Origin of the sequence: Pseudomonas sp. WOUb67 (genome assembly GCF_050058005.1) — a bacterium.
GTDB lineage: Bacteria > Pseudomonadota > Gammaproteobacteria > Pseudomonadales > Pseudomonadaceae > Aquipseudomonas > Aquipseudomonas putida_R.
This window is the reverse complement of the sequence record NZ_CP170112.1, coordinates 2949961-2970744: the sequence shown is the minus strand read 5'-3', so window position 1 is coordinate 2970744 and position 20784 is coordinate 2949961. Positions and strand designations below refer to the sequence as shown.

Below are 20784 nucleotides of genomic sequence, written 5' to 3'. Positions count from 1 at the left end.
CTAAGGCGCAGGCTCCACATCGGTGAAGGCAAGCCCTTGGCTGCCCTGTACCTGCCAAGGGTTGGTACCCCCGGTGTGGGTGAAGCGAAGCCCGACGAAGCGCGAATCTTTCAGGCCATCGATCTTGACCGGGGCCGCCCCGCTGAAGCGTACACGCTCGAACACCAGCCCCTGATGATAGGCGCCATGGCTGCTATCGCCCTTCACCTCGATGGCAGCGGTGCTGGCGTTTTCCACGCTCACGTCGCTGACCGTGATGTCACGGAACTGCCCCGCCACCGTCGATCGCTTGTAATCGAGCTTGGCATTCGGGTCGTTGTAATCCAGGGTGAAGATGAAGGCCTGTTTTGCGGTATTGCGAATGGCTGAGTCACGGAAGGTCACGTGGCGTGCGCCACCGCCCATGAAGTTGGTGCTTTTCATGCGCAAGCCGGTATCTGTGCCGTCCGAAACGTTGTCTTCGGCCAGGATGTTCTGGATCCAGGCGCCGGTGTGGCTGCCCGCCACGATCATCCCATGGCCCTTGCGGAAGTAGTTGTTGAAGATCCACGCATCTTCCTGCGGCTTTTGGTGGACCGCACCCGCACCGGTGCCAGCGGCGAAGTTGACGCAGTCGTCACCGGTATCGAAGAAGTTGTTGAACACCAAGGCCCCACGGCTGTTGGCGAATTCGATACCGTCACCGTTGTTGGCGTCGTACGTACGGTGCGTGGTGTTGGCCAGCACCACATTCTGCGTCTCCAGGTTCATGATGCCGTGATAGGCCGGGTTGACCACCGTGAAGCCGCCATAGAACACGTTTGTCACATTGCGCAGGGTGATCAGCGACGAGCGCATCTGGCCGTAGGCGTCCTTGACGTTCATGCCCTCGGCCACCGCCCGCTCTACTTGCGCCTTGGCCAGCACGCCGTCGTGCATGTAGCGGGTGTTGTCGCTGGGCAGGTAGACGGGTAAGGCCTGCCCGCGCTCGTCGATCACGTCGGGGTTACGCTTCCAGCCATTGCCGTCGATCGTGCCCTTGCCAACGATACGGATGTTCTCAAAGGCCTGATGCGCCTGCGGGTCGCGCGGCAAGGCGTTGATCAGCGAGGCCGGGCGCACGGTGGTGGAATACGGGTACTGGATATAGCCCTCGCGCGGGTAGTCCTCGGCACGCTCTGAGCCCAGCAGGGTAGCGCCCTCGGCGATTTCCAGGGTCATGTTGCTCTTGAGGTACAGCGCCCCGCTCTTGTACGTACCGGCAGGCAGCAGCACCTTGCAGCCCTTGCTGCACGCGTCGATGGCACGCTGGATGGCGGCCGTGTCGAGCGCCTTGCCATCGCCCCTGGCACCGTACTGCTGCACGTTGAACAGTGCCGGTACGGCCGCGGTGCGCTGCACCACCACAGGGCTGTCGGCCGACTCGTTGCCGTTGCGATCGACCGAACGCACGGTGAAGCGGTATTCGGTATCGGGCGCAAGCCCTTGGGCGGTGAAGTTGTGAATGGCGATGCGGTGGTGGAAGTTCTGGGTGTCCTGCTGGTAGAAGTGGTCGATGTAAGGCTTGGCCGGTGATACCTGATCGTTGTTGGCGTTGCTGGCACCGAGCAGCTTGCCATTGGCATAGACATGGTAATCGACGATCTCGGCGTGGTCGGCCGGCTTCTCCCAGACCAGGATGATCTGTTGCTCATCGTAGGCCAGCGTCGGCACCTGGAGCTTCGCAGGGGCCTCCACGGCCCACAGCGGCAAGCTGCTGCCCAAGGCCAGGGCAGCCAGGGCAGCACGCGCCAGCGAAGCGGGCGCAGGGTTGGCATTCGGCATGTTGTTGTCTTCCTTGTTGGAGCCAGGTTCAGGCCGACATGGCCGGGGCAGCGTCGGCGCTGAAGTCGCGGCTGGCTTGCACCAGCATTCGGGTGTAATCGTGAGTGGCCAGGTCCTGGCTCAGTGCCCGGCAGTCCAACTGCTCGACGATACGCCCCTGCTGCATCACCGCGACCTTGTCGCACAGGTGGCTGACCACCCCCAGGTCGTGGGTCACCATCAGGTAGGTGAGCTTCTCGCGCTGGCGCAGGTCTGCCAGCAGGTTGAGGATCTCCGCCTGCACCGAGACATCCAGCGCCGAGGTCGGCTCATCCAGCAGCAACACACGCGGCTCGAGGATCAGCGCGCGGGCAATCGCCACACGCTGGCGCTGCCCGCCCGACAACTGGTGCGGATAGCGGTAGCGGAAGCTGTCATTGAGGCCGACCTTGACCAGGATGTCGTTGATCCGGTCGTCGCGATCAGCCATGCCGTGAATGGTCAGCGGCTCGCGCAAGGCGGTGTCGATGGTGTGCCGCGGGTGCAACGAGCCGTAGGGGTCCTGGAAGACCATCTGCACCTTGCGAAAGTGCTTTTTGGGCAGCTTGTGCTGCAACGCACCGCCGGCAATGCTCAGCGCCCCGCTCCAGTGCCGGTACTGGCCGGCCAGGCAGCGCAGCACGGTGGTCTTGCCGGAGCCCGATTCGCCGACCAGGCCGAACGACTCGCCGTCCTCGACGGCCAGGTCGACGTCGTGCAGCACCTGGTTGAGGGTGGCGCCAACGCCGAAGCTCAGGTTCAGCGATTGTGCTTGGATCATGGACATGTCAGTTACCTCAGCAGGTGAGCCAGAGCGGGTCGCGTTGCAGCACCGGCAAGCGCGGGCGGCGGTTGTCCATGCTCGGCAAGGCCGCCAGCAGGCCACGGGTATACGGGTGTTCGGCATACTGCAGGTCGCACGCGGCGAGCGACTCGACCACCCGCCCGGCGTACATCACCAACACCCGGTCACAGTAGTTGCGCACCAGGTTGAGGTCGTGGCTGACGAAGATCAGCCCCATCTGCTGCTCGACCACCAGCTCTTCGAGCACGTTGAGCACCTGTTGACGCACCGACACGTCCAGCGCCGAGGTCGGCTCGTCGGCGATGATCACCTCCGGGTTGGTGATGACCATCATGGCGATCATGATGCGCTGGCCCATGCCGCCGCTGACTTCATGCGGGTACAGGTTGTAGACGCGTTTCGGGTCGCGGATATGGACCTTTTCCAGCATCAGCATGACCCGCTCGCGGGCCTCGCTGCGGCTGGCCTTGTGGTGGGCCAGGTACGCCTCGGCGATCTGGTCGCCAACCTTGACCACCGGGTTAAGCGAGTACTTGGGGTCTTGCATGATCATCGAGATGCGCTGGCCACGGATCTTCTGCATGGCCTTTTCGCTGGCGCTAAGCAGGTCGACATCGCCGAACTGCAGGGCCTTGGCGGTGATCTGCGTGCTGCCGGGGTGCAGCTTGAGCAAGCTGCGCCCGACCGTCGACTTGCCCGAGCCGGACTCGCCGACGATGGCCAGTTTTTCCCGGCCAAGGGTGAACGACACATCGCGCACCGCGTGCATTTCTTTCTTGCCGTTGACGAAGCGTACGTTGAGCGCTTCGACGTTGAGTTTGAGCGACGACATAAAGCCTCCAGTTACTCGCTACGCGGGTCGAGAATGTCCCGCAGGCCATCGCCCAGCAGGTTGAACGCCAGGCTCACCAGCATGATCGCCGCACCCGGTACCGCCACCAGCCACCAGCATTCGAGCATGTAGCGTCGACCGGTGGAGATCATCGCGCCCCACTCCGGCAGCGGCGCCTGTGCGCCAAGGCCGAGAAAGCCCAGCGCTGCGGCGGTGAGGATGATGCCGGCCATGTTCATGGTCAGGCGGATGATCACCGACGACAGGCACATCGGCACGATGTGACGCAGGATGATGCGCGTCGACGAGGCGCCCTGCAGCTCGACCGCGACAACGAAGTCGGCCTTGCGCAGCGACAGGGTTTCAGCCCTTGCCAGCCGTGCGATGGGTGGCCACGAGGTGAGCGCGATAGCGACCACGGCATGCTCCAGGCCAGGGCCAAGGGCAGCGATGAACGCCAGTGCCAGGACCAGGCTGGGGAACGAGATGAAGATGTCGGTGATGCGCATGAACACCGTGTCGACGATGCCACCGTAGTAGCCCGACACGGTGCCGATGAACAGCCCGATCGGCCCGACGATAACGGTCACCAGGGTAATGATGTAGAGGGTGATGCGTGAGCCGTAGACCAACCGGCTGAAGATGTCGCGGCCGTATTCGTCGGTGCCGAACCAGTGCGCGGCACCGGGGGCCTGCAGGGCGTTGGCGAGGTTCTGCACCACCGGGTCATGGGTGGCGATCCACGGGGCGAAGGTGGCGACCACGATCAGCAGCACGGCCACCAGCAGCCCGGCCAGGGTCATCGGGTTGCGCAACAGGTGGCGCAGCACCCGCAGGCAGCTTTTGTAAAAGGCGTCGAGGCTGGAGGCCGGCGTGGTGTCGGCCTGCGGCTTGGCGCTTGCTTGGGTAGAAGACATGTTGGCAATCATCGGCATGTTCTCGGTGTGAAATCATGGCCGCCCGGAGCGCCCGCAGGCGCCCCCGGACAGGTTCAGCGTTGCTTGTAGACGCCCAGGTAACGGGTCGCCTCGGCGTCATCGCCGGTAAAGCCCTTGACGTCCACCGCGCTCACCGCGGTGTCGGTCATCTGCGAGAGCATCATGATCGGCCCGACCTGCTGGTCGTAGCGCTGCTGGGCCTGGTGGTACAGGCTCACGCGCTTGGCGGCGTCCCGCTCGACGCCCGCCTGGTCGATCAGCGCATTGAGCTGTTGATCGAAGAACGACGCGCGCCAGCCCTGGAAGTTGGGCAGGCCGGCGCTGTCGCTGTTGTCCGGGTTGTAGACAAAGGTGCGCAGGCTGAAGTACGGGTGCGGGTAGCGCTCGGCACCGCGCGCGACGATCATCTCGAAGTTGCGCGCGCGCATCGCGCCATACACCTGGTTGCCGGTGCCGGTGACGATGCTGGCCTTGATCCCGCCTTCGGCGAGCGTCGACTGCATGCGCGCGGCAATGTCGATGAACGGCGGCTCGGACAAGGTCCGGATGGTGGTGGTGAAGCCTTGCGGGTAGCCGGCTTCGGCGAGCAACGCCTTGGCCTTGGCGACATCCAGCTTGTAGCCCGGGTCCGGCAGGCGGGCATCGAGGCCAAGCTGCATCGGCTGCTGGTTGAGCATGCCGTAGTGCGGCATGACCTGCTCGTCGATGCCCTTGTAGTCGATCAGGTTGCGCACCGCTTCGCGGACTTTCTGGTTGGCGAATTCGGGCTGCTTCATGCTCATCGCCACGTAGTACATGGTGCCGCGCTGCAGCGGTTGCACCTGCAGCTTGGGCGAGCGCTCGATGGCCTTGATGTCTGGCGCGGCCATGCCGTAGACCAGGTCGAGGTCACCGCGCTCGAGCATCAGCCGTAGTGATTGCGACTCGGTCATGTGCCGCACCAGCACCCGCTTCATTTTTGCAGGGCCCGCCCAGTAGCCGTCGAAGCGGGTCATCACCAAGGCGTCGTTGGCGCTCCACTTGGTCAGGGTGAACGGGCCGCTGCCGGCCTCGTTGGTGACCAGCCAGGCGGCGCCGAGGTCGCCGTCCTTCTCGTGCTTCACGGCTTCCTGACGGTCGACGATGACCGCGCTGGGCGAGATCGCCAGCGAGTCGATCAGCAGCAGCGGGTCGGCGGGCTGCGGCAGCTCGATCACCAGGGTGTGCGGGCCCGTGGCGCGGATCAGCCCCTGAATGTTGTCGACGCTGTAGCCGTAGGCCTTCCAGGTGGTGGCCAGGCCGAAGTTGAGTTTCATCACGCGGTACAGCGACCAGGCCACGTCTTCGGCGGTCAGCGGGTTGCCGGAATGGAACTTGACGTCGCTGCGCAGGTGGAAGGTGACCTGCTTGCCGTCTTCGCTGATCTCCCAGCGTTCGGCCAACTGTGGCAGGTGTTTTTCCGGGTTGCCCTGGTCGCGCTTGACCAGCGTGTCATACAGGTTGGCGTTGACCCCGGAGGCATCCAGGCCCGGGGCGTTGGCCGGGTCGATGGAGAACAGGTTGACCATGCTCATGCCGACGATCAACTGGTCGGCGGGGGTCTTGGCCTGCACGGCGGCCATCGGCCCCAGTGCCAGCATCGCACCCAGCAGGCTCAGGCGCAGGATCGGAAGTACAGTTTTCATGTGGCTGTCCTTGTTTTTATAGTCATGCACTGTGTTCGCGCTGGCCGCGCGGGGCTTAGCGGGTCCTTGGGTCGAACACCTTGTACAGGGCGTCGCTGATCAGGTTCAGGGCGACGAAGATCAGCCCGATCACCAGCACACAGCCCATCACCGCGTTCATGTCACCGAGCATCAGGCTGCTGGTGAGGTACTGGCCGAAACCGGGCCAGGCAAACACTGTTTCGATCAGTACCGCGCCTTCGAGCAGCGAGCCGTAGGCCAGAGCGACCACCGTCAGCAGCTGCACGAGGATGTTGCGAAACGCATGGCCCCAGACCACCTGGCGGCGCGACAGGCCCTTGACCCGGGCGGTGATGATGTATTCCTGGGACAGCTGTTCGAGCATGAAGCTGCGGGTCATGCGGCTGATGTAGGCGACCGAGTTGAGGCCCAGGATCAGCCCCGGCAGGACGATGTGCCGCAGCGCGCTGGTGAAGGCTTCCCAATCGCCGGCCAGGGCCGTGTCGATCAGCAGCAGGCCGGTGATGTCCGGCACCATGCCGTCGTAGGCGAGGTCGATGCGCCCTGCCCCGCCGGCCCAGCCGAGCCAGGCGTAGAACACCAGCAGGCCCATCATGCCGACCCAGAAGATCGGCGTGGAGTAACCGAACAGGGTGATCACCCGTGCCACATGGTCGCCAAGGCGGCCCTGGTTGCTGGCCGCGACCACGCCCAGTGGCAAGCCGATGACGATACCGAAGAGGATCGCCAGGGTGGCCAGCTCGATGGTCGCCGGGAACACCCGCTTGATGTCGTCCAGCACCGGGTGGCCGGTCAGCAGGGCGTTGCCGAAATCACCGTGGAGCAGGTCGTTGAGGTACAGCCCGAACTGCACCCAGATCGGCTGGTCCAGGCCCATCGCCCGGTACACCTGGTCGTAGGTGGAGCTGTCGGCGTCCGGACCGACCACGGCCAGCACCGGGTCCAGCGGCATCACCCGACCAATGAAGAAGGTCAGCGCCAACAGACCGAGCAGGGTCACCAGGACCGTACTCGCCCGGCGGGCAGTGCCAGACACGCGCGTGCCCAGCACAGAGGCAGTCGAAACTAACATAACAGGCTCCTGAAAATGCGTTCAGCCAACACCGAGGCGTTCGGGGCGCGCACGCCCCGCTCCCGCTCATCGCGACTTGTAGACGTCTTTGTAGCGGGTGGTGGCCGCACTGTGGGTCTGGTAATCCTGGACATCGTGGTAGACCACCACGGTGTCGGTCATCTGCGACACCGGCAGGATCGCCCCCACCTGCGCGTCCAGGGTCTTCTGGATCTGCTGGTACTGGGCCAGTTGCCGGGCCTTGTCAGGCTCGATTTCGGCCTGCTCGATCAGCGCGTTCAGCTCAGGGCTGTAGAACGACGTGCGCCAGCCCTGGAAGTTGCTCAGCTTGGCTTCGTCGCGGTTGTCCGGGTTGTACACCAGGGTGCGCAGGCTCGAATGCGGATGACGCTCGGCCCCGCCACCGCCGCGGCCGACCAGGATGTCGAAGCTGCGTTCGCGCATGGCGCCGTAGACCTGGTTGCCGGTGCCGGTGACGATGGTCGCCTGGATGCCGGCCTGGGCCAGGGTCGCCTGCAGGCTGGAGGCGATGTTGATGAATGGCGGCTCGGTGAGCACGCGGATGGTGGTCTTGAAGCCATTCGGGTAACCGGCTTCGGTCAGCAGTTTTTTCGCCTCGGCGACGTTCAGGGTGTAGCCCGGATCGTCCAGCCGTGCCGGCAGGCCGAGCGGCAATGGGCGCTGGTTGAGCTGGCCGTAGTGCGGCATGACGGTCTGGTTGATGCCTTGGTAGTCGATCAGCGAACGTACCGCGCGGCGCACGCGGGCGTCATCGTACGGCTTGTTCCTGACGCTCAGGGCAACGTAGTAGAGGGTGCCGCGCTGCACGGTCTGGGTGCGCACCTTATCGGACTTCTCCAGGGCTTCGATGTCGGGTGCGGACATGCCCTTGGCCAGGTCCAGGTCACCGCGCTCGACCATCAGGCGCAGCGACTGCGACTCGGTCATGTTGCGCATGACGATGCGCTTGAGCTTGGCCGGGCCACCCCAGTAACCGTCGTAACGGCTCATCAGGATCACATCGTTGGCGCGCCAGTCATTGAGGATGAACGGGCCACTGCCGGCGGCGTGGGTGGTCAGCCAAGCGCCGCCCATGTCGTCGCCCTTCTGGTGTTGCTGGACCACTTTGCGGTCAAGGATAAAAGCGCTGGGCGAGGTCGCCAGGGTGTTGAGCACCAACATCGGGTCGGTTGGCCGCGGCAGCTCTAGGACAAAGGTGTGCTCGTCGGTCGCACGCAGGTACTGGGCGGCGTTGCCGGCGGTGAAGCCGTAGGCCTTCCAGGTCGAGGCCAAGGCCAGGTTGAGCTTGAGCACGCGCTGCAGCGACCAGGCGACGTCTTCGGCGGTCAGCGGGTTGCCCGACTGGAAGGTCACGCCGGGGCGCAGCGTGAAGGTGAGGGTCTTGCGGTCGTCTCTGACCTGCCAGCTTTGCGCCAGGGCCGGTACCAGTTGGTCCGGCTGCTTGACGTCCTGCACCAGCAGCATGTCATAGAGGTTGGCATTGACCTCGGAGACATCCAGGCCGGTGGCGGCGGCCGGGTCGAGCGACAGCAGGTTGATCATGCTCATGCCGACGATCAACTGGTCGGCGGGGGTCTTGGCGAAAGCGGCAGGTACCGACGTCATCGCCAGCGATGCGGCCAGGACCCCCGCCCAGAATTTGGGGAGAACGCTCATGTGAGATAGCCTTTTTATAGTTATTGGACTCTCGGGCGGCACGCATCGAGGCGTGCCGCCATGCACGAATCAGAAGCGCTGCAGCGTGTTGGTCTCGACGTAGTCGAAGTCGATCTCCTCCCCCAGGCCAGGCAGGTCGGAGAGGTGCACGAAGCCGTCTTCATCCATCGGGTCGACCAGGCGCTTGAGGTAGGCCGGTACTTCGTCATAGTCGAGGAACGGGTGCAGCAGGCCGCGCTCGTACCAGGTGCAGTTCTTGATCGCGCCGACCACCGCCAGGTTGGCCGCACCGTTGCCGTGGATCTCGCAATCCATGCCAAACGCCTCGGCCATGTGCGCGACCTTCAGGCACGGGGCGATGCCCCCCACCCCGGCAACGCCGGCGCGCAGGATGTCACAGACATCGTTCTTGACCCAACTGGCGCGGCTCAGGTGTTTGCCACCGAGGCTTTCCGGGCCCAGCACGGGGATGTCCAACTGGCCGGCCAGCCACGCGTAGGACTCGGCCGAGTCTTCCATCATCGGCTCTTCGAACCAGGCGAAATTCAGCTTCTCCAGGGCACGGCCGACGGTCAGCGCCTCGGTGCGGCTGTACCAGTGATAGCCGTCGATCATCAGCGCGATGTCCGGGCCGACCGCTTCACGTACGGCGGCGCAGGCCTTGATGTCCATGCTCACGCTGGGGGCGAACGACACCGGCGGCATCCAGGTGTGCAGCTTGATCGCCTTGTAGCCGCGCTTGACCAGGGTCTCGGCGAAGCGGCCGTACTCTTCAGGGGTCGACAGGCCGCCCGGCAGCTCGTCACCGCACATGGTCGAACCGTACGCCGGGACCTTGTCGCGGTAGCCACCGATAAGCTTGTGCACCGGCACCTTGAGCTTGCGCCCGGCCCAGTCCCACAGGGCCTGTTCGACCAGTGCCAGGGCGCGGTCGGTGAGCTGGCTTGCGCTGCCGCGCTGCCAGTGGGCGAGGTCGTGCCAGATTTTTTCGCGGTCGAAGGCATTGGCGCCGACCAGCACCTTGCGCACGAAGCCATCCAGCACATACGGGCGGATCAGCTCGGGAGCGCCGAAGGCGAAGCCTTCGTTGCCGCACTCAGTCCTGATTCGCAGCAAGGCCATCCTGGCCTGGGTCACGTCGCCCGGATGGGCATGGCCGGCGCTGTCTACAGCGCGGCGCGTGGGGTAGGAAAACACCTGGACGTTTACAGCAGTAATGATCATGGACGTCTGAGCCTTCTTATTGGATTTGTGGCGGGTGAGTCACGCTCTGGAGGCAATCCTACGTCATCATACAACATTTGAAAAGCACCTCTTCAAACCGACAAAATAGTCGAGAAGAACCTGCTAACCCCCACCCTGTGAAGCCCATCACAAAGCACACATCAAGCCAAAACTACCGACCCAGAGCCTTCAAGCAAAGTGATCAGACAACATTTCAAGAATTCGTAGACAGCCCCAGAGTCGTACGATAACTTATTTGAAAAATCACGGAGCGCCGCACCCACCTCACCCGGTAACACACCTCATCACGTCCTCAACAAAAACAAAAAAAGAGATCGCATGAACAACACACTTCGCCGCCTTATCGCCGCCAGTACCCTCGGCTTGTCGTTCTACGCCTGCGCGGACTCCGCCAGCATCAACTACCGGCATGGGTACACCGAAGACGACAGCAATCACTCCGACCGGATAAAGCTGAGCTACCGCAAGGACAGCGGCCTGGGGTTTGCCGCAGAAATCAAATACAAGACTGCCGGCGACCGCGAAGACGTCGCCTACGACAACATGGTCAACAACGGCCATGAGTTCACCGTGGACTACAACTACAAGATGAGCCCCAAGTCGACCTGGACCCCCGCCTTCCAGATGGACAGCTCCAAGGACGCAACCACCTACAAGTTCGGCTTGAAGTACAACTACAAGCTCAGCGACACCTGGTACGTCGCCACCCGCGTACGCCACGACGCACGCAGCCTCGACCGGGATCAGGTCGACCACAGCAAGGCTGACCGCGCCAAGGACGACCAGAACACCACCCGCCTTGAAGGCTGGCTCGGCTATACCCCCAGCGGCCCCTGGGCATTCGAGTACCAGTACATCCACTTCACCACCGACTACATCCGCTACGACAACAAGAAGCGCGACTACGAGCAGAACCTGATCATCAAGTACAAGCTCAACAAACAGTGGGCGCCGTTCATGGAAGTGGGTGACATCAAGGTCAACAGCTACACCGACGATCGCCAGGCCCGTTGGCGCCTGGGTATCCAGTACAACTTCCTGTAAGGGCAACCGCCCGACCATGCCGGTGTCGTTGCACCACGGCACCCACATGCAGTTTCAGTAAAAGGCATCCGACAATGACCACGACCACCCGCAAACCCTTCAATCGCCTACTGCTCACCGGCGCCGCCGGCGGGCTCGGGCAAGTGCTTCGCGAAGCACTGCAGGCACACGCCAACATCGTGCGCGTATCAGACATCAGCCCCATGGCAGCGGCTGCGGGCGAGCATGAGCAAGTCATCAACTGCGACCTGGCCGACAAGGCCGGCGTATTGGCCCTGGCCCAGGATGTGGACGCCATCGTGCACCTGGGCGGCATCTCCACCGAGCGTGCCTTCGAAGAGATTCTGCAAGCCAACATCGTCGGCACCTTCCACATTTATGAGGCCGCCCGTAAGCACGGCATCAAGCGCGTGGTGTTCGCCAGCTCGAACCATGTCACCGGCTTTTACCCCCAAGGCGAACAGGTAGATGCGCATTCGCCGCGCCGACCAGACTGCTACTACGGGCTGTCGAAGGCCTACGGCGAAGACCTGGCCACGTTCTACTTCCACCGCTACGGCATCGAAACCGTCAGCCTGCGCATCGGCTCTTCATTCCCCGAACCGCGCAATGTGCGCATGCTGTCCACTTGGTTGAGCTACGGCGATCTGGCGCATCTGGTAGCGCGCGCATTGCTTGCCGAAAACGTCGGCCATACCGTGGTGTACGGCGTCTCGGCCAACCGCGACCTCTGGTGGAACAACCGCCATGCCGCACACCTGGACTTCAATCCGAAGGACAGTGCCGAGCGCTTCCGCCCGGCCCTGGAGCAGCAGCCAAAGCCTGCTACAGATGACCCGACGGCCCACCTGCAAGGTGGCGCCTTCACCGCTGCCGGCCCTTTTGGCGACTAAACCCAGATGGAGTGCGCAATTTTTTTATGACAGCCGAACTGATTACCGACGCACGCAATGCCACAGGCGAAAGCCCGGTCTGGCACCCGCAGGAAAACGCCTTGTACTGGGTAGATATACCGGCAGGCCGCCTGCACCGCTGGCAACCCGACGGCCAGACCCATCACTGGGCCGCAGATGAAATGCTCGGCTGCATCGTCCGTAGCCAGCAAGGCCACTGGCTTGGCGCCATGGAGAGCGGGGTCTTCCACCTCACCCCCCAGGCTGACGGTCGCCTGCTTGCCGACAAGCGCGCCAGCGTCGAACACGCGAGGCCCGGCATGCGTTTCAATGACGGGCGTTGCGACCGCCAAGGGCGCTTCTGGGCCGGTACGATGCAAACAAACATGGGCGCCGAGCCGGTGGGTGCGCTTTACCGATATGACGCGACGGCGGACGCAACGGTAAAGCCATTGCAAGCACGACTGGACAAGCTGACCGTGCCCAACGGCATGGCGTTCAGCCCGGACGGCAAAACACTGTATGTCTCCGACTCGCACCCTAGCGTGCAGCTGATCTGGGCCTTCGACTACGACATCGACAGCGGCACACCGCACAACCGCCGAATATTCGTCGACATGCACCAGCACCCCGGCCGACCGGACGGGGCTGCAGTAGATGCCGAAGGTTGCTACTGGATCTGCGCGATCGATGCCGGCCAGGTACTGCGCTTTACCCCCGAAGGGCAACTGGACCGCGCCCTGGCGCTACCGGTAAAGAAACCGACCATGTGCGCCTTCGGCGGCCCGCAGCTGGATACGCTGTTCGTGACGTCGATTCGCCCACAAGGCATCGACCTGAGCGACCAGCCACTGGCCGGCGGCGTGTTCGCGCTCAACCCCGGCGTAAAAGGCTTGCCGGAGCCGATTGCCGGGGGCTGAAGCCTGGGCCGGCAATGGCTGCCACCAGGGGTATGTTCAGTAAGCAGCCTTGCTGGCCATCCCCCTGCGGCCTGCCCCAAGGCAAGTGACCGCAAAGGCAATCACCAACGCCCCGGTACCCAACAGGAAAATCAGTTGCTGGTTGGAGCCCTCCACCAGCATGGCAATCAGCGCAGGCGTCACCGCTGCAGCTCCCATCAACGTGATACTGACCAGCGGCGTGAGCTTGCCGGTCGGGTCGTTGGTGGTGATCAACGCCATGTAGTACGACAGCGACAGCACCCAACCAAAGTTGATCAGCAGCAACGCGACGAACAACTGCATCGGCGTGCGGGTATGGCCCGTGAGCATTGCGATGGAAATGAACACCGCCACCAGCCCCACGGCGATCATCAATTGGCGATTGACCCGCGCACCCAACAGGCTAGGCAGCCCCGCCCCCGGCAAACCACCCAGGGCTGACAGGCCGAACGCCCAGCCGATATCCACCCCGCTGATGCCCTGGTCTCGCGCCAACTGGTCGATGAAGCCCCACACGCAGTAGATGGCGATCTGCATGAACAGCATGCCCACCAACGCAGTGCGCCCCGTACGCGCCGAACCACCCTGGGCAGGCGAGGCTTCGCCATTGGCCAGCAACGCCGCCGGGCGCCGCGGCAGCACCAGGCTGGCGCCGCAAATCAGCAAGTACCACAGGCCGAACGCGCACAAGGCGGTCACCGTGCCACTCTGCGCGGCCAGCAACGGCAACGCTGCGGAAAACAGCGAGTACTCGGGCGTTTGCAGCAACAGCATCAACCCGAACGAGCGGTCCTGGTTGGGCAAGCGGCCCAGCGTGGACACCGCGTAGGCATACACCAGCCCCGCACAGGTGCCGGCCGCCAGGCGCACGATCAGCAGCATGTTATTGCTGGTGGCAAAGGCGGTCGCGATGCTCAGCGCCACGCACAGCGCGCCCACGAACAGGCACAGGCTGCGCCCGCCATGGCGCTTCATCAGCACCGGGCACAGCAAGGTGCCCAGGGTCATGCCGATCATCTCGACCGACACCACCCAGCCCTGCTGGTCGAGTGACAGGCTCAGTTGCTCCGTGACCAACCCCATGAAGATGGGTTGCACGCCACAGACGATGAAGGAAGTACAGGCAATGAAAATCAGCGCGGCACGCAGCAGCTTGGAATCTTGCGTCATGGGGACTCCGACACGGCATTTGTTTTTATTGTGTGTGGCGACCTGCCCTGAAAGGCGCCGCAGCGGGCGGCTGGGCGGGTCTCGTGGGCAATCGTGGGCCGAGATCGAAGGCTTTGAAAGTTAATTATCGGAATCGACTTCAGTGGGCTTTTTAATGCAGGCCAAACTGCCTTGGCCTGCATCCAGAAATGCACTGCACCCGATCCTGATAATTAATTGGAGACCTGTCGGCATCCCCCCTACCGTGGTACGTCACCCAAGCCTCAGTAAAAAAGGCCCAGCCATGAACGACCGTGAGTTCATCAACGCCATCGACGCCGATGGCCTGCCCCTGCACATTGCCGTAACCAACGGGCGCATCACCCACATCGGCCCGCAACGCGCCAGCACAGCCGCCCGCGAAACCATCGACCTAGAAGGCCTGTTGGTGCTGCCAGGCTTTGTCGATGGCCACATCCACCTGGACAAAAGCTTCGTCGGCGACCGCTGGCGCCCGCACCAACCGGTGGCCAGCCTGCGCGAACGCTTGGCCGTGGAAAAGCGCGAACTCGCCAGCGCCCCGCCCATCGCCGAACGCGCCGATGCGCTGATCCGCCAGGCCGCCTCATTCGGCACCCTGGCCATGCGCTGCCATGTGGACGTGGACGCCACCACCGGCCTGACCAACCTGCACGCCATTCTCGAAGCCCGGGACACCTGGAAAGACCTGGTCGACATCGAGCTGGTGGCCTTCCCCCAGGCCGGCGTGGTGAGCTGCCCCGGCACCGCTGAAGTAATGGAAGCAGCCATCCGCGAAGGCGTGCAGGTGGTCGGCGGCATCGACCCGACCACCCTGGACGGCGACCCCGAGGCCCAGCTGGACATCGTATTCGGCATCGCCGAACGGCATGGCGTAAAGGTCGACATTCACCTGCACGAACCCGGCGATATCTGCATCGCCCAGCTCGACCGCATCGCCGCGCGCACCCAGGCACTGGGCATGCAAGGCCTGGTGGCGGTCAGCCACGCCTATGGCCTGGGCGACGTCTCCGATGCCGTAGTCGACCGCACCGCCGAAGTACTGGCGGGCGCCGGCATATCCATCATGACCAACGCCCCCGGCGAACACGCCTTCCCACCCTTGCTGCGCCTGCGTAACGGCGGCGTGCGGGTATTCACCGGCAACGACAACATCCAGGACGCCTGGTGGCCCTATGGCAATGGCGACATGCTGCAGCGGGCCATGCTGGTCAGCTACCGCTCGGGCTTCAACACCGATGAGGAACTGCGGGTAGCGCTGCACATGGCGACCGAAGCCAGTGCCGGGGTGATGGGCAAACAGGATTACGGCTTGAAGGTGGGTAACGAAGCCAGCTTCGTGCTGTTCAAGGCACCGAATGCTGCGGCGGCGGTAGCGGCGGCCATTCATGAACGGGTGATCGTGCGCCACGGCGCGTTCTGGGGCGGGCCTGCGCAGTTGCAGCTGAAGGCCGCGCAGTTTGCTACGGAAGTGCGCCGGTAAACCACAGGCAAACACAGACCTCAAGCCCTGCACGGCCTGGTGGGAGCGGATCGCAAGGCACTGCTCGACACGAAACGAAACACCCCTGCTCGCTCATCTGCTCATCCAGGTGCAAAGGTTGCGGTATGCTAGCCTCCGCACCCGGATTGGCAGCCTATGGCAGCCTTCAGTAAGTGCGTTGCTATGCTTGAAGTACGTGTTCAGGCAATGCATGGAAGAGGAGTGATTGCATGAGCCACAAAAACATCTGGGAAACCCTGCTGCAATGGGTTTCCCCTCCGTCGGAAGAATCCCTGGCAATCGCCAGGCGGCTCAATGCGGTCGCTGAGCAAGTGCAGGTCAGCGACCATGGCGCCGTCTCGATTTCGGCATCGACCATCCTGCAAGACGCTGATTTTGCACGCGCCTGCGAGGCAGCCAGGCAAGCGATTTCGAAGACGCGCTAGGCATCGACAATGGGTTTTCTCCTCGTTCTTCCCATCCTGATCTGCGGCTTCATCTACTGTAAATACAACTTCTACGACAAGACCCTCATCGCCAAATATGAGGGGCAGTCACTGTATCTGCATATCGCGATGAGGGGGCTCGTCCTCGCGTTGCCATGGCTGGGGTTGGCGTTTTTCATCGAGTGGTTTACCGAGGGTTTCTTTGGCTTGGCCGCCCTTTTCGAGAACCGGGGCTTTACCACCTCTACGGAACAGCATCTGTTTTCGACGATGCTTGTCGCCATTCTCACAGCACCGCTTTACGCCTATCTGGCTGCGTTTCAATGACGTTCTTCAAAGGTGCGTATTGGCAGGAATTCAAAAAGAATGAGCTTAAGCCGGAGAAGGACGCCATCAGGGCTTGAATGTCCACCTGCCCTGATTCCATAACAGCGGTAGTCTGCTCGCCGCGAAAAGCTTATTCCTCCTCAGCCCGCAAAATCCCAATCAGGATCTCTGCCAGCTCCATAACCATCGGATCCGCCGTAGGCCGGTGAAAGATCGCCGCCTCAAACACCCGGATCGGCTTGAACCCCTCCTCCACGCCCAACACGCGATGCCCCGCCGTCACCACCCGCGAGGGCAACAGGCTCACCCCCAGCCCGTTGGCCACCGCTTCCTGAATCCCCGCCAGGCTCGAACTGGTAAAAGCAATACGCCAACTGCGCCCCATGGCCTCGACCGCGCTGATCATGTCATCCCGGTACAAACCGCGTGGCGGAAAGGTCACCAGCGGAATCGGGTCCTGGGCAAAACACGGGTACTGCGCACTGTCGATCCACTCGATGCGCTCCGGCTGGCAGGCATTCGCCTCGCGGCTGTGGCGCCGCTGCTTGATCAACACCAAGTCCAGTTCACCACGGTCGTAGGTGCTCATCAAATCGCGGCTCAACCCACCGGTAATCTCCAGCTTTACCGTCGGGTTGCGCCGGTTGAACGCTGCCAACGCCTGCATCGTCTTGCCCGCGACAAAATCGTCCGGCAGGCCAATGCGCACGGTCACCGTCACCCCGCCCGACATGGCCTCGGTCAGCTGATTGCTCACCGCCAGCAAATGCCGTGCGTAACGCAGCAGGGTTTCACCGGCATCGGTCGGGTGCACTTCGCGGTTGCTGCGGTCTAGCAGTTGCTGGCCGACCAGTTCCTCCAGCCGGCGCACCTTCTGGCTGACCGTGGACTGGGTGGAGTGCAGGCGGGCAGCGGCGGTGGTGAAACTGCCGCAGTCGGCCACCATGACCACGGTGCGGAGCATGTCCAGGTCGTAGATGGCTCGATTGGGGTTGGTGGATTCTGACATTTGGCGGGTTCAGCTTTTGCAATGGGGCTTGCTGCATGATGCCTGAAGCAGGCGTGCATTACGCATTGCCCTGGTGCGGGATGCGCTTTGTACGCGTGCAAAAGTGACGCCTATTGACCGCGAACACGGGCTATCAGGGTACGAGGGCTTTCTCGAAGTACACGCGCTTGAAACCGTCTTCCGTGCGCTGCCCCACCTTTACATAACCGAGCCTGGGGTAAATCGCGAGGTTCTCGGTCATCATCTCGTTGGTGTAGAGGTGCACGGCGTTTATCCCCCGCTGCCGGGCGGCATTTTCACAGAAGCCGATCAGCGCCTTGCCTACACCACGCCCGGCTGCGCTGGGCAAGACTGCCACGTTTTCCAGCAGCATATGCCCCTGTTCGGCATAGAACACGATAAAGCCCTGGAAGGTCGACTGGTCATCGCTCGCAACGTAGACCACCCCTTGTGCAATCTGCTGGGCGAAGTCTGCGGTCATCGCGGCGGGCTTTCGCCCGATGAAGGGCACATAGCGGGCGTACGCCTGCTCGGCGCAGTTTCTGACCTCGGGCTCATCAGTGGCTATGGCCAGCCGGATCATGGTGGTCTCCTTGGCTTGCAGGGCGCAGCGCAGGCTTACGATTGGGCGTTTTTGCGGGGTGCGCGCTGAAAGCGCGTAACCGCGATTTGCACAGCACCTGCCACCAGGCACAGCATGCCTATTTTCCAGCCCCCTTCAAGGCCGAAGTGTTCGGATACCTTCCCAGCGGCAATTACGCTTACGAAGATGGCGGCAGGGAGGATCAGTTTGTTCATTGCGGCTTCCAGGTCTGCTAAGCGGAGGTCGGGACAGCGCCCCGTGCGCCATCATCGCTGACTTCGAACTGCCCCACCAGCTTCTGCAACTTGCCGGCATCCACTTTCACCTTCTGCGCACTGCTCTGCAGCACCACTGCTGTCTGGCGCATCTCGCTGGAGGACTGGTTGACCTGGTCGATGGTCTTGCCGTATTCCGCGCTACGCCGGTTGAGCTGCTGGATGATGGCAAACATGCCCTCCACCGCCTGGTGCAGCTGCACATTCTCCGATGAAGCATCCTCGGCCAGGCGCAGGCTGTCATCGACGTTCTGCACCCCCTCCTGCATGAAGCTGACCGCCTGCTGCGTTTCGTTCTGCAGGCCTTCAACCATATGCCGGATGTCGTCCGCCGCGCGCGAGGTGCGGGCGGCCAGGCTGCGCACCTCATCGGCCACCACTGCAAAACCGCGGCCGTGTTCGCCCGCCCGCGCTGCTTCGATGGCGGCATTGAGCGCCAGCAGGTTGGTCTGGTTGGTGATGTCGCTGATCAACCCGGTGATATTGCCAATCTGCGCCATGCGGCTGTCGAGCAACTGCACGCTGGAGGACGAACGTGCCACCACATCGCGAATCGACTGGGTGCCGGCCTGCACCGCCAGATACTGTTCACGGGCACGGCTGACCACCTCGTCCATGGCCTGCTTCATCTGTTCGGCGCTGACCGAGGCCTGCTGCAACTCGCCCAGCTGCTCTTCCATGATGATCATCATCTGGTGCACGGCGTCCGCCACGTCGGCGGAGCTCACACTGGCCGCCTGGCTGCGCCCGAGCATCATCTGGTTGGTGCTGCCGACCGTACGGCTGGCCTTGACCACCTGGCCCACCACCGCGTCCAGGCGGTCGATGAAACTGTTGATCCAGCGCGCCATGTCGCCACTCTCGTCATTACCCAGGCTGCTGATGTCCAGGCGCTGACGCAGGTTGCCTTCCCCCTCGGCGATGGTACGCAGCACATTGCTCATGCCATCCAGCCTCGCCGCCAGGCGCTTGGGCCCGAACACGCCGAACAACAGCGTGGCACCGAGCATGCTCAAGGCCTGGATGACGTCGTTCAGCCCTTGCGGCAAACCGGCATGGTGCTGCACCAGGTAGTTGCAGCCGAACACCCCGGCCATGGTCGCCACATAGGCTTTCATCAACCCGTAGCTCAGCGAACGGCGTCGGTAGACCTCCTCCAGGTCGGCCTCACACATCATGCCCCAGCGGTCGGGCGAGCCCGGCAACTGAAACGTCACACCCTTGCCGACCACCGGCACGTGGCGATAGTCCGAATAGCCGGGGTAGGTCACGAACAGATTGGCACCGCGCCTGATGGTTTCCCGCACCCCAGGGTGCAGTTCGCGCGTGGAGGGGTCGGTGAAGCGCAGTTCCAGCTCTGTATGGCGCTGGACCTGCACCGTGGTCCAGGGCGTGTGCACCCCACTTTTGAGGTTCTCGCCATGGGTAAAGGTGCCGTCCTCGAAGCGTGAACGCGACAAGGCCGTACCGGGCTGGATCGCCGGGTCGAAGCGCGACTGCGCCATGAACAGGTAGTTGTCGCCCGAGTCGGCGAAGATATGCCCGGCCTCGCGCTGGATAAGGTCGCCCAGCACGTCGTTGGGCACCCGGCCGCACAGGCAGCCGAAGACTTTGCCCGCGACGACCAAGGGTTGGTAGAACATCAGCGTCACTTCATCGTGGAAACGCGAAGACGACGGGCCGATGCTCAGGGTCAGCGGGTCGCTGTAGGGGCCGTGCAGAAACGGCGCTTTCAGGCCTTGTGCCAGTGCCGCAGGGTGCTCGATACGCGGTGTACCACGTTGTGGCCAGGTCGAGGCGATGACGTTGCCGGCAGCACTGACGACAAACAACTCGGAAAAGTCGTCGGCCTGCACCCGTTTATCGCGAAGCAGGATGCTGTTGGGCTGGCCGAACTCCGGCGCCAGCTGTTCTGCCAGTTCCGCCAAATGCTCCCATTGTTCGCGCGCCCAGTCATGCAGCAACTGCACGCGGGTCTGGGCAATGGCTTCGAAGGTTTGCTCGATCTGCGGGTAGCTCGCCCGGTTCAGGCGGCAGGCCCAGCCCATGCTGAACTTACCGGTTTTACCGAACCAGGGCAGCCAGCCCTTCTCACTCGATGACAACTGCATCGAACTACTGGAAAGCGACATTATCTTCACCATACGCGACATCGAATGGCAATTTGATAGCAAATCGCGCGCCAACGGCGAAAAGGTGATTAACGGGAAATTTCAGGCTTTGAATGCACGGCACTTGTGCAGAGACGCAGCGGGCAAGTGCTGAGCGCACCAAGGAGGGGCAAAATCGATGAAGTCACGGTCTCAAGCGACATATGACAAATAGGCGCCGCAACTGCTCGCACATCGCACAACAGTTCGATAATCGCACAAATTCCGCTAAACCCCCTCTACTGTTGCCCTATCTTGCGGCACGCTATAGCGAATGTCAGCAAACAATTTTAAGCGCTGATTGGCCCCATCGCTTCACACGCGCCGGCCAGCCCGACAACCATACTCCAGGAACAACCAGGAGCTCGCC

At 62.9% G+C, this 20784-nt stretch carries 19 protein-coding genes; 6 read left to right on the top strand and 13 right to left on the bottom strand.

All coding sequences use genetic code 11. The features are described 5' to 3' along the window. The 8 genes from ABOC32_RS13325 to ABOC32_RS13290 form a co-directional block, all read right to left on the bottom strand. Complete coding sequence (locus ABOC32_RS13325) at positions 1 to 1803, bottom strand: glycosyl hydrolase family 28 protein (protein WP_426811346.1); 1803 nt, start codon at positions 1801 to 1803, stop codon at positions 1 to 3. Positions 1804 to 1831: 28 nt separating this feature from the next. Further along, positions 1832 to 2608, bottom strand: a complete 777-nt coding sequence (locus ABOC32_RS13320; protein ID WP_426811345.1) for an ABC transporter ATP-binding protein — start codon at positions 2606 to 2608, stop codon at positions 1832 to 1834. A gap of 10 nt (positions 2609 to 2618) precedes the next feature. After that, positions 2619 to 3458, bottom strand: a complete 840-nt coding sequence (locus ABOC32_RS13315) for an ABC transporter ATP-binding protein (protein ID WP_024717435.1) — start codon at positions 3456 to 3458, stop codon at positions 2619 to 2621. 11 nt (positions 3459 to 3469) lie between these two features. Next, on the bottom strand, positions 3470 to 4387 hold the full coding sequence (locus ABOC32_RS13310; RefSeq protein WP_426811344.1) for an ABC transporter permease: 918 nt from the start codon (positions 4385 to 4387) through the stop codon (positions 3470 to 3472). A gap of 62 nt (positions 4388 to 4449) precedes the next feature. Beyond that, entirely contained in the window at positions 4450 to 6060 is a 1611-nt protein-coding gene (locus ABOC32_RS13305) for an ABC transporter substrate-binding protein (protein WP_426811343.1), read from the bottom strand. A 55-nt stretch (positions 6061 to 6115) separates the two neighbouring features. After that, a complete protein-coding gene (locus ABOC32_RS13300) occupies positions 6116 to 7153 on the bottom strand; it encodes an ABC transporter permease (RefSeq protein WP_023047279.1) in 1038 nt (345 codons plus the stop codon). Positions 7154 to 7219: 66 nt separating this feature from the next. After that, on the bottom strand, positions 7220 to 8830 hold the full coding sequence (locus ABOC32_RS13295; protein ID WP_426811342.1) for an ABC transporter substrate-binding protein: 1611 nt from the start codon (positions 8828 to 8830) through the stop codon (positions 7220 to 7222). Positions 8831 to 8899: 69 nt separating this feature from the next. Then, entirely contained in the window at positions 8900 to 10054 is a 1155-nt protein-coding gene (locus ABOC32_RS13290) for a mandelate racemase family protein (RefSeq protein ID WP_426811341.1), read from the bottom strand. A 339-nt stretch (positions 10055 to 10393) separates the two neighbouring features. Between ABOC32_RS13290 and ABOC32_RS13285 the strand changes: the two genes are divergently transcribed. The 3 genes from ABOC32_RS13285 (at position 10394) to ABOC32_RS13275 (ending at position 12932) form a co-directional block, all read left to right on the top strand. Further along, positions 10394 to 11119: an oligogalacturonate-specific porin KdgM family protein gene (locus ABOC32_RS13285; protein WP_043199517.1), complete on the top strand. Its 726-nt coding sequence runs from the start codon at positions 10394 to 10396 to the stop codon at positions 11117 to 11119. 74 nt (positions 11120 to 11193) lie between these two features. Then, complete coding sequence (locus ABOC32_RS13280; protein ID WP_234226985.1) at positions 11194 to 12012, top strand: NAD-dependent epimerase/dehydratase family protein; 819 nt, start codon at positions 11194 to 11196, stop codon at positions 12010 to 12012. A 26-nt stretch (positions 12013 to 12038) separates the two neighbouring features. Further along, positions 12039 to 12932, top strand: coding sequence for an SMP-30/gluconolactonase/LRE family protein (locus tag ABOC32_RS13275; protein WP_426811340.1), 894 nt, complete (start codon positions 12039 to 12041; stop codon positions 12930 to 12932). Between the two features lie 36 nt (positions 12933 to 12968). On the opposite strand, the gene ABOC32_RS13270 is transcribed toward ABOC32_RS13275, so the two are convergent. Then, positions 12969 to 14123 (bottom strand): MFS transporter, encoded by a 1155-nt coding sequence (locus ABOC32_RS13270; RefSeq protein WP_426811339.1) that lies wholly within the window; start codon positions 14121 to 14123, stop codon positions 12969 to 12971. 283 nt (positions 14124 to 14406) lie between these two features. Between ABOC32_RS13270 and ABOC32_RS13265 the strand changes: the two genes are divergently transcribed. The 3 genes from ABOC32_RS13265 to ABOC32_RS13255 all read left to right on the top strand — a co-directional run bounded on the left by ABOC32_RS13265 (position 14407) and on the right by ABOC32_RS13255 (position 16397). Then, the gene (locus ABOC32_RS13265; protein ID WP_426811338.1) at positions 14407 to 15624 is read left to right on the top strand and encodes an amidohydrolase family protein; all 1218 of its coding nucleotides are present in this window, start codon (positions 14407 to 14409) and stop codon (positions 15622 to 15624) included. 230 nt (positions 15625 to 15854) lie between these two features. Continuing rightward, entirely contained in the window at positions 15855 to 16070 is a 216-nt protein-coding gene (locus ABOC32_RS13260; RefSeq protein WP_426811337.1) for a hypothetical protein, read from the top strand. A gap of 9 nt (positions 16071 to 16079) precedes the next feature. Beyond that, the gene (locus ABOC32_RS13255) at positions 16080 to 16397 is read left to right on the top strand and encodes a hypothetical protein (RefSeq protein ID WP_426811336.1); all 318 of its coding nucleotides are present in this window, start codon (positions 16080 to 16082) and stop codon (positions 16395 to 16397) included. A 130-nt stretch (positions 16398 to 16527) separates the two neighbouring features. Here the strand turns inward: ABOC32_RS13255 and ABOC32_RS13250 are convergent, their stop codons facing one another. The 4 genes from ABOC32_RS13250 to ABOC32_RS13235 all read right to left on the bottom strand — a co-directional run bounded on the left by ABOC32_RS13250 (position 16528) and on the right by ABOC32_RS13235 (position 20396). Then, positions 16528 to 17406, bottom strand: coding sequence for a LysR substrate-binding domain-containing protein (locus ABOC32_RS13250; protein WP_426811335.1), 879 nt, complete (start codon positions 17404 to 17406; stop codon positions 16528 to 16530). 133 nt (positions 17407 to 17539) lie between these two features. Next, positions 17540 to 17989, bottom strand: coding sequence for a GNAT family N-acetyltransferase (locus ABOC32_RS13245; RefSeq protein ID WP_426811334.1), 450 nt, complete (start codon positions 17987 to 17989; stop codon positions 17540 to 17542). A gap of 35 nt (positions 17990 to 18024) precedes the next feature. After that, a complete protein-coding gene (locus ABOC32_RS13240) occupies positions 18025 to 18204 on the bottom strand; it encodes a hypothetical protein (protein ID WP_426811333.1) in 180 nt (59 codons plus the stop codon). A gap of 17 nt (positions 18205 to 18221) precedes the next feature. Continuing rightward, a complete protein-coding gene (locus tag ABOC32_RS13235) occupies positions 18222 to 20396 on the bottom strand; it encodes a methyl-accepting chemotaxis protein (RefSeq protein ID WP_426811332.1) in 2175 nt (724 codons plus the stop codon). Between the last annotated feature and the right edge of the window lie 388 nt (positions 20397 to 20784).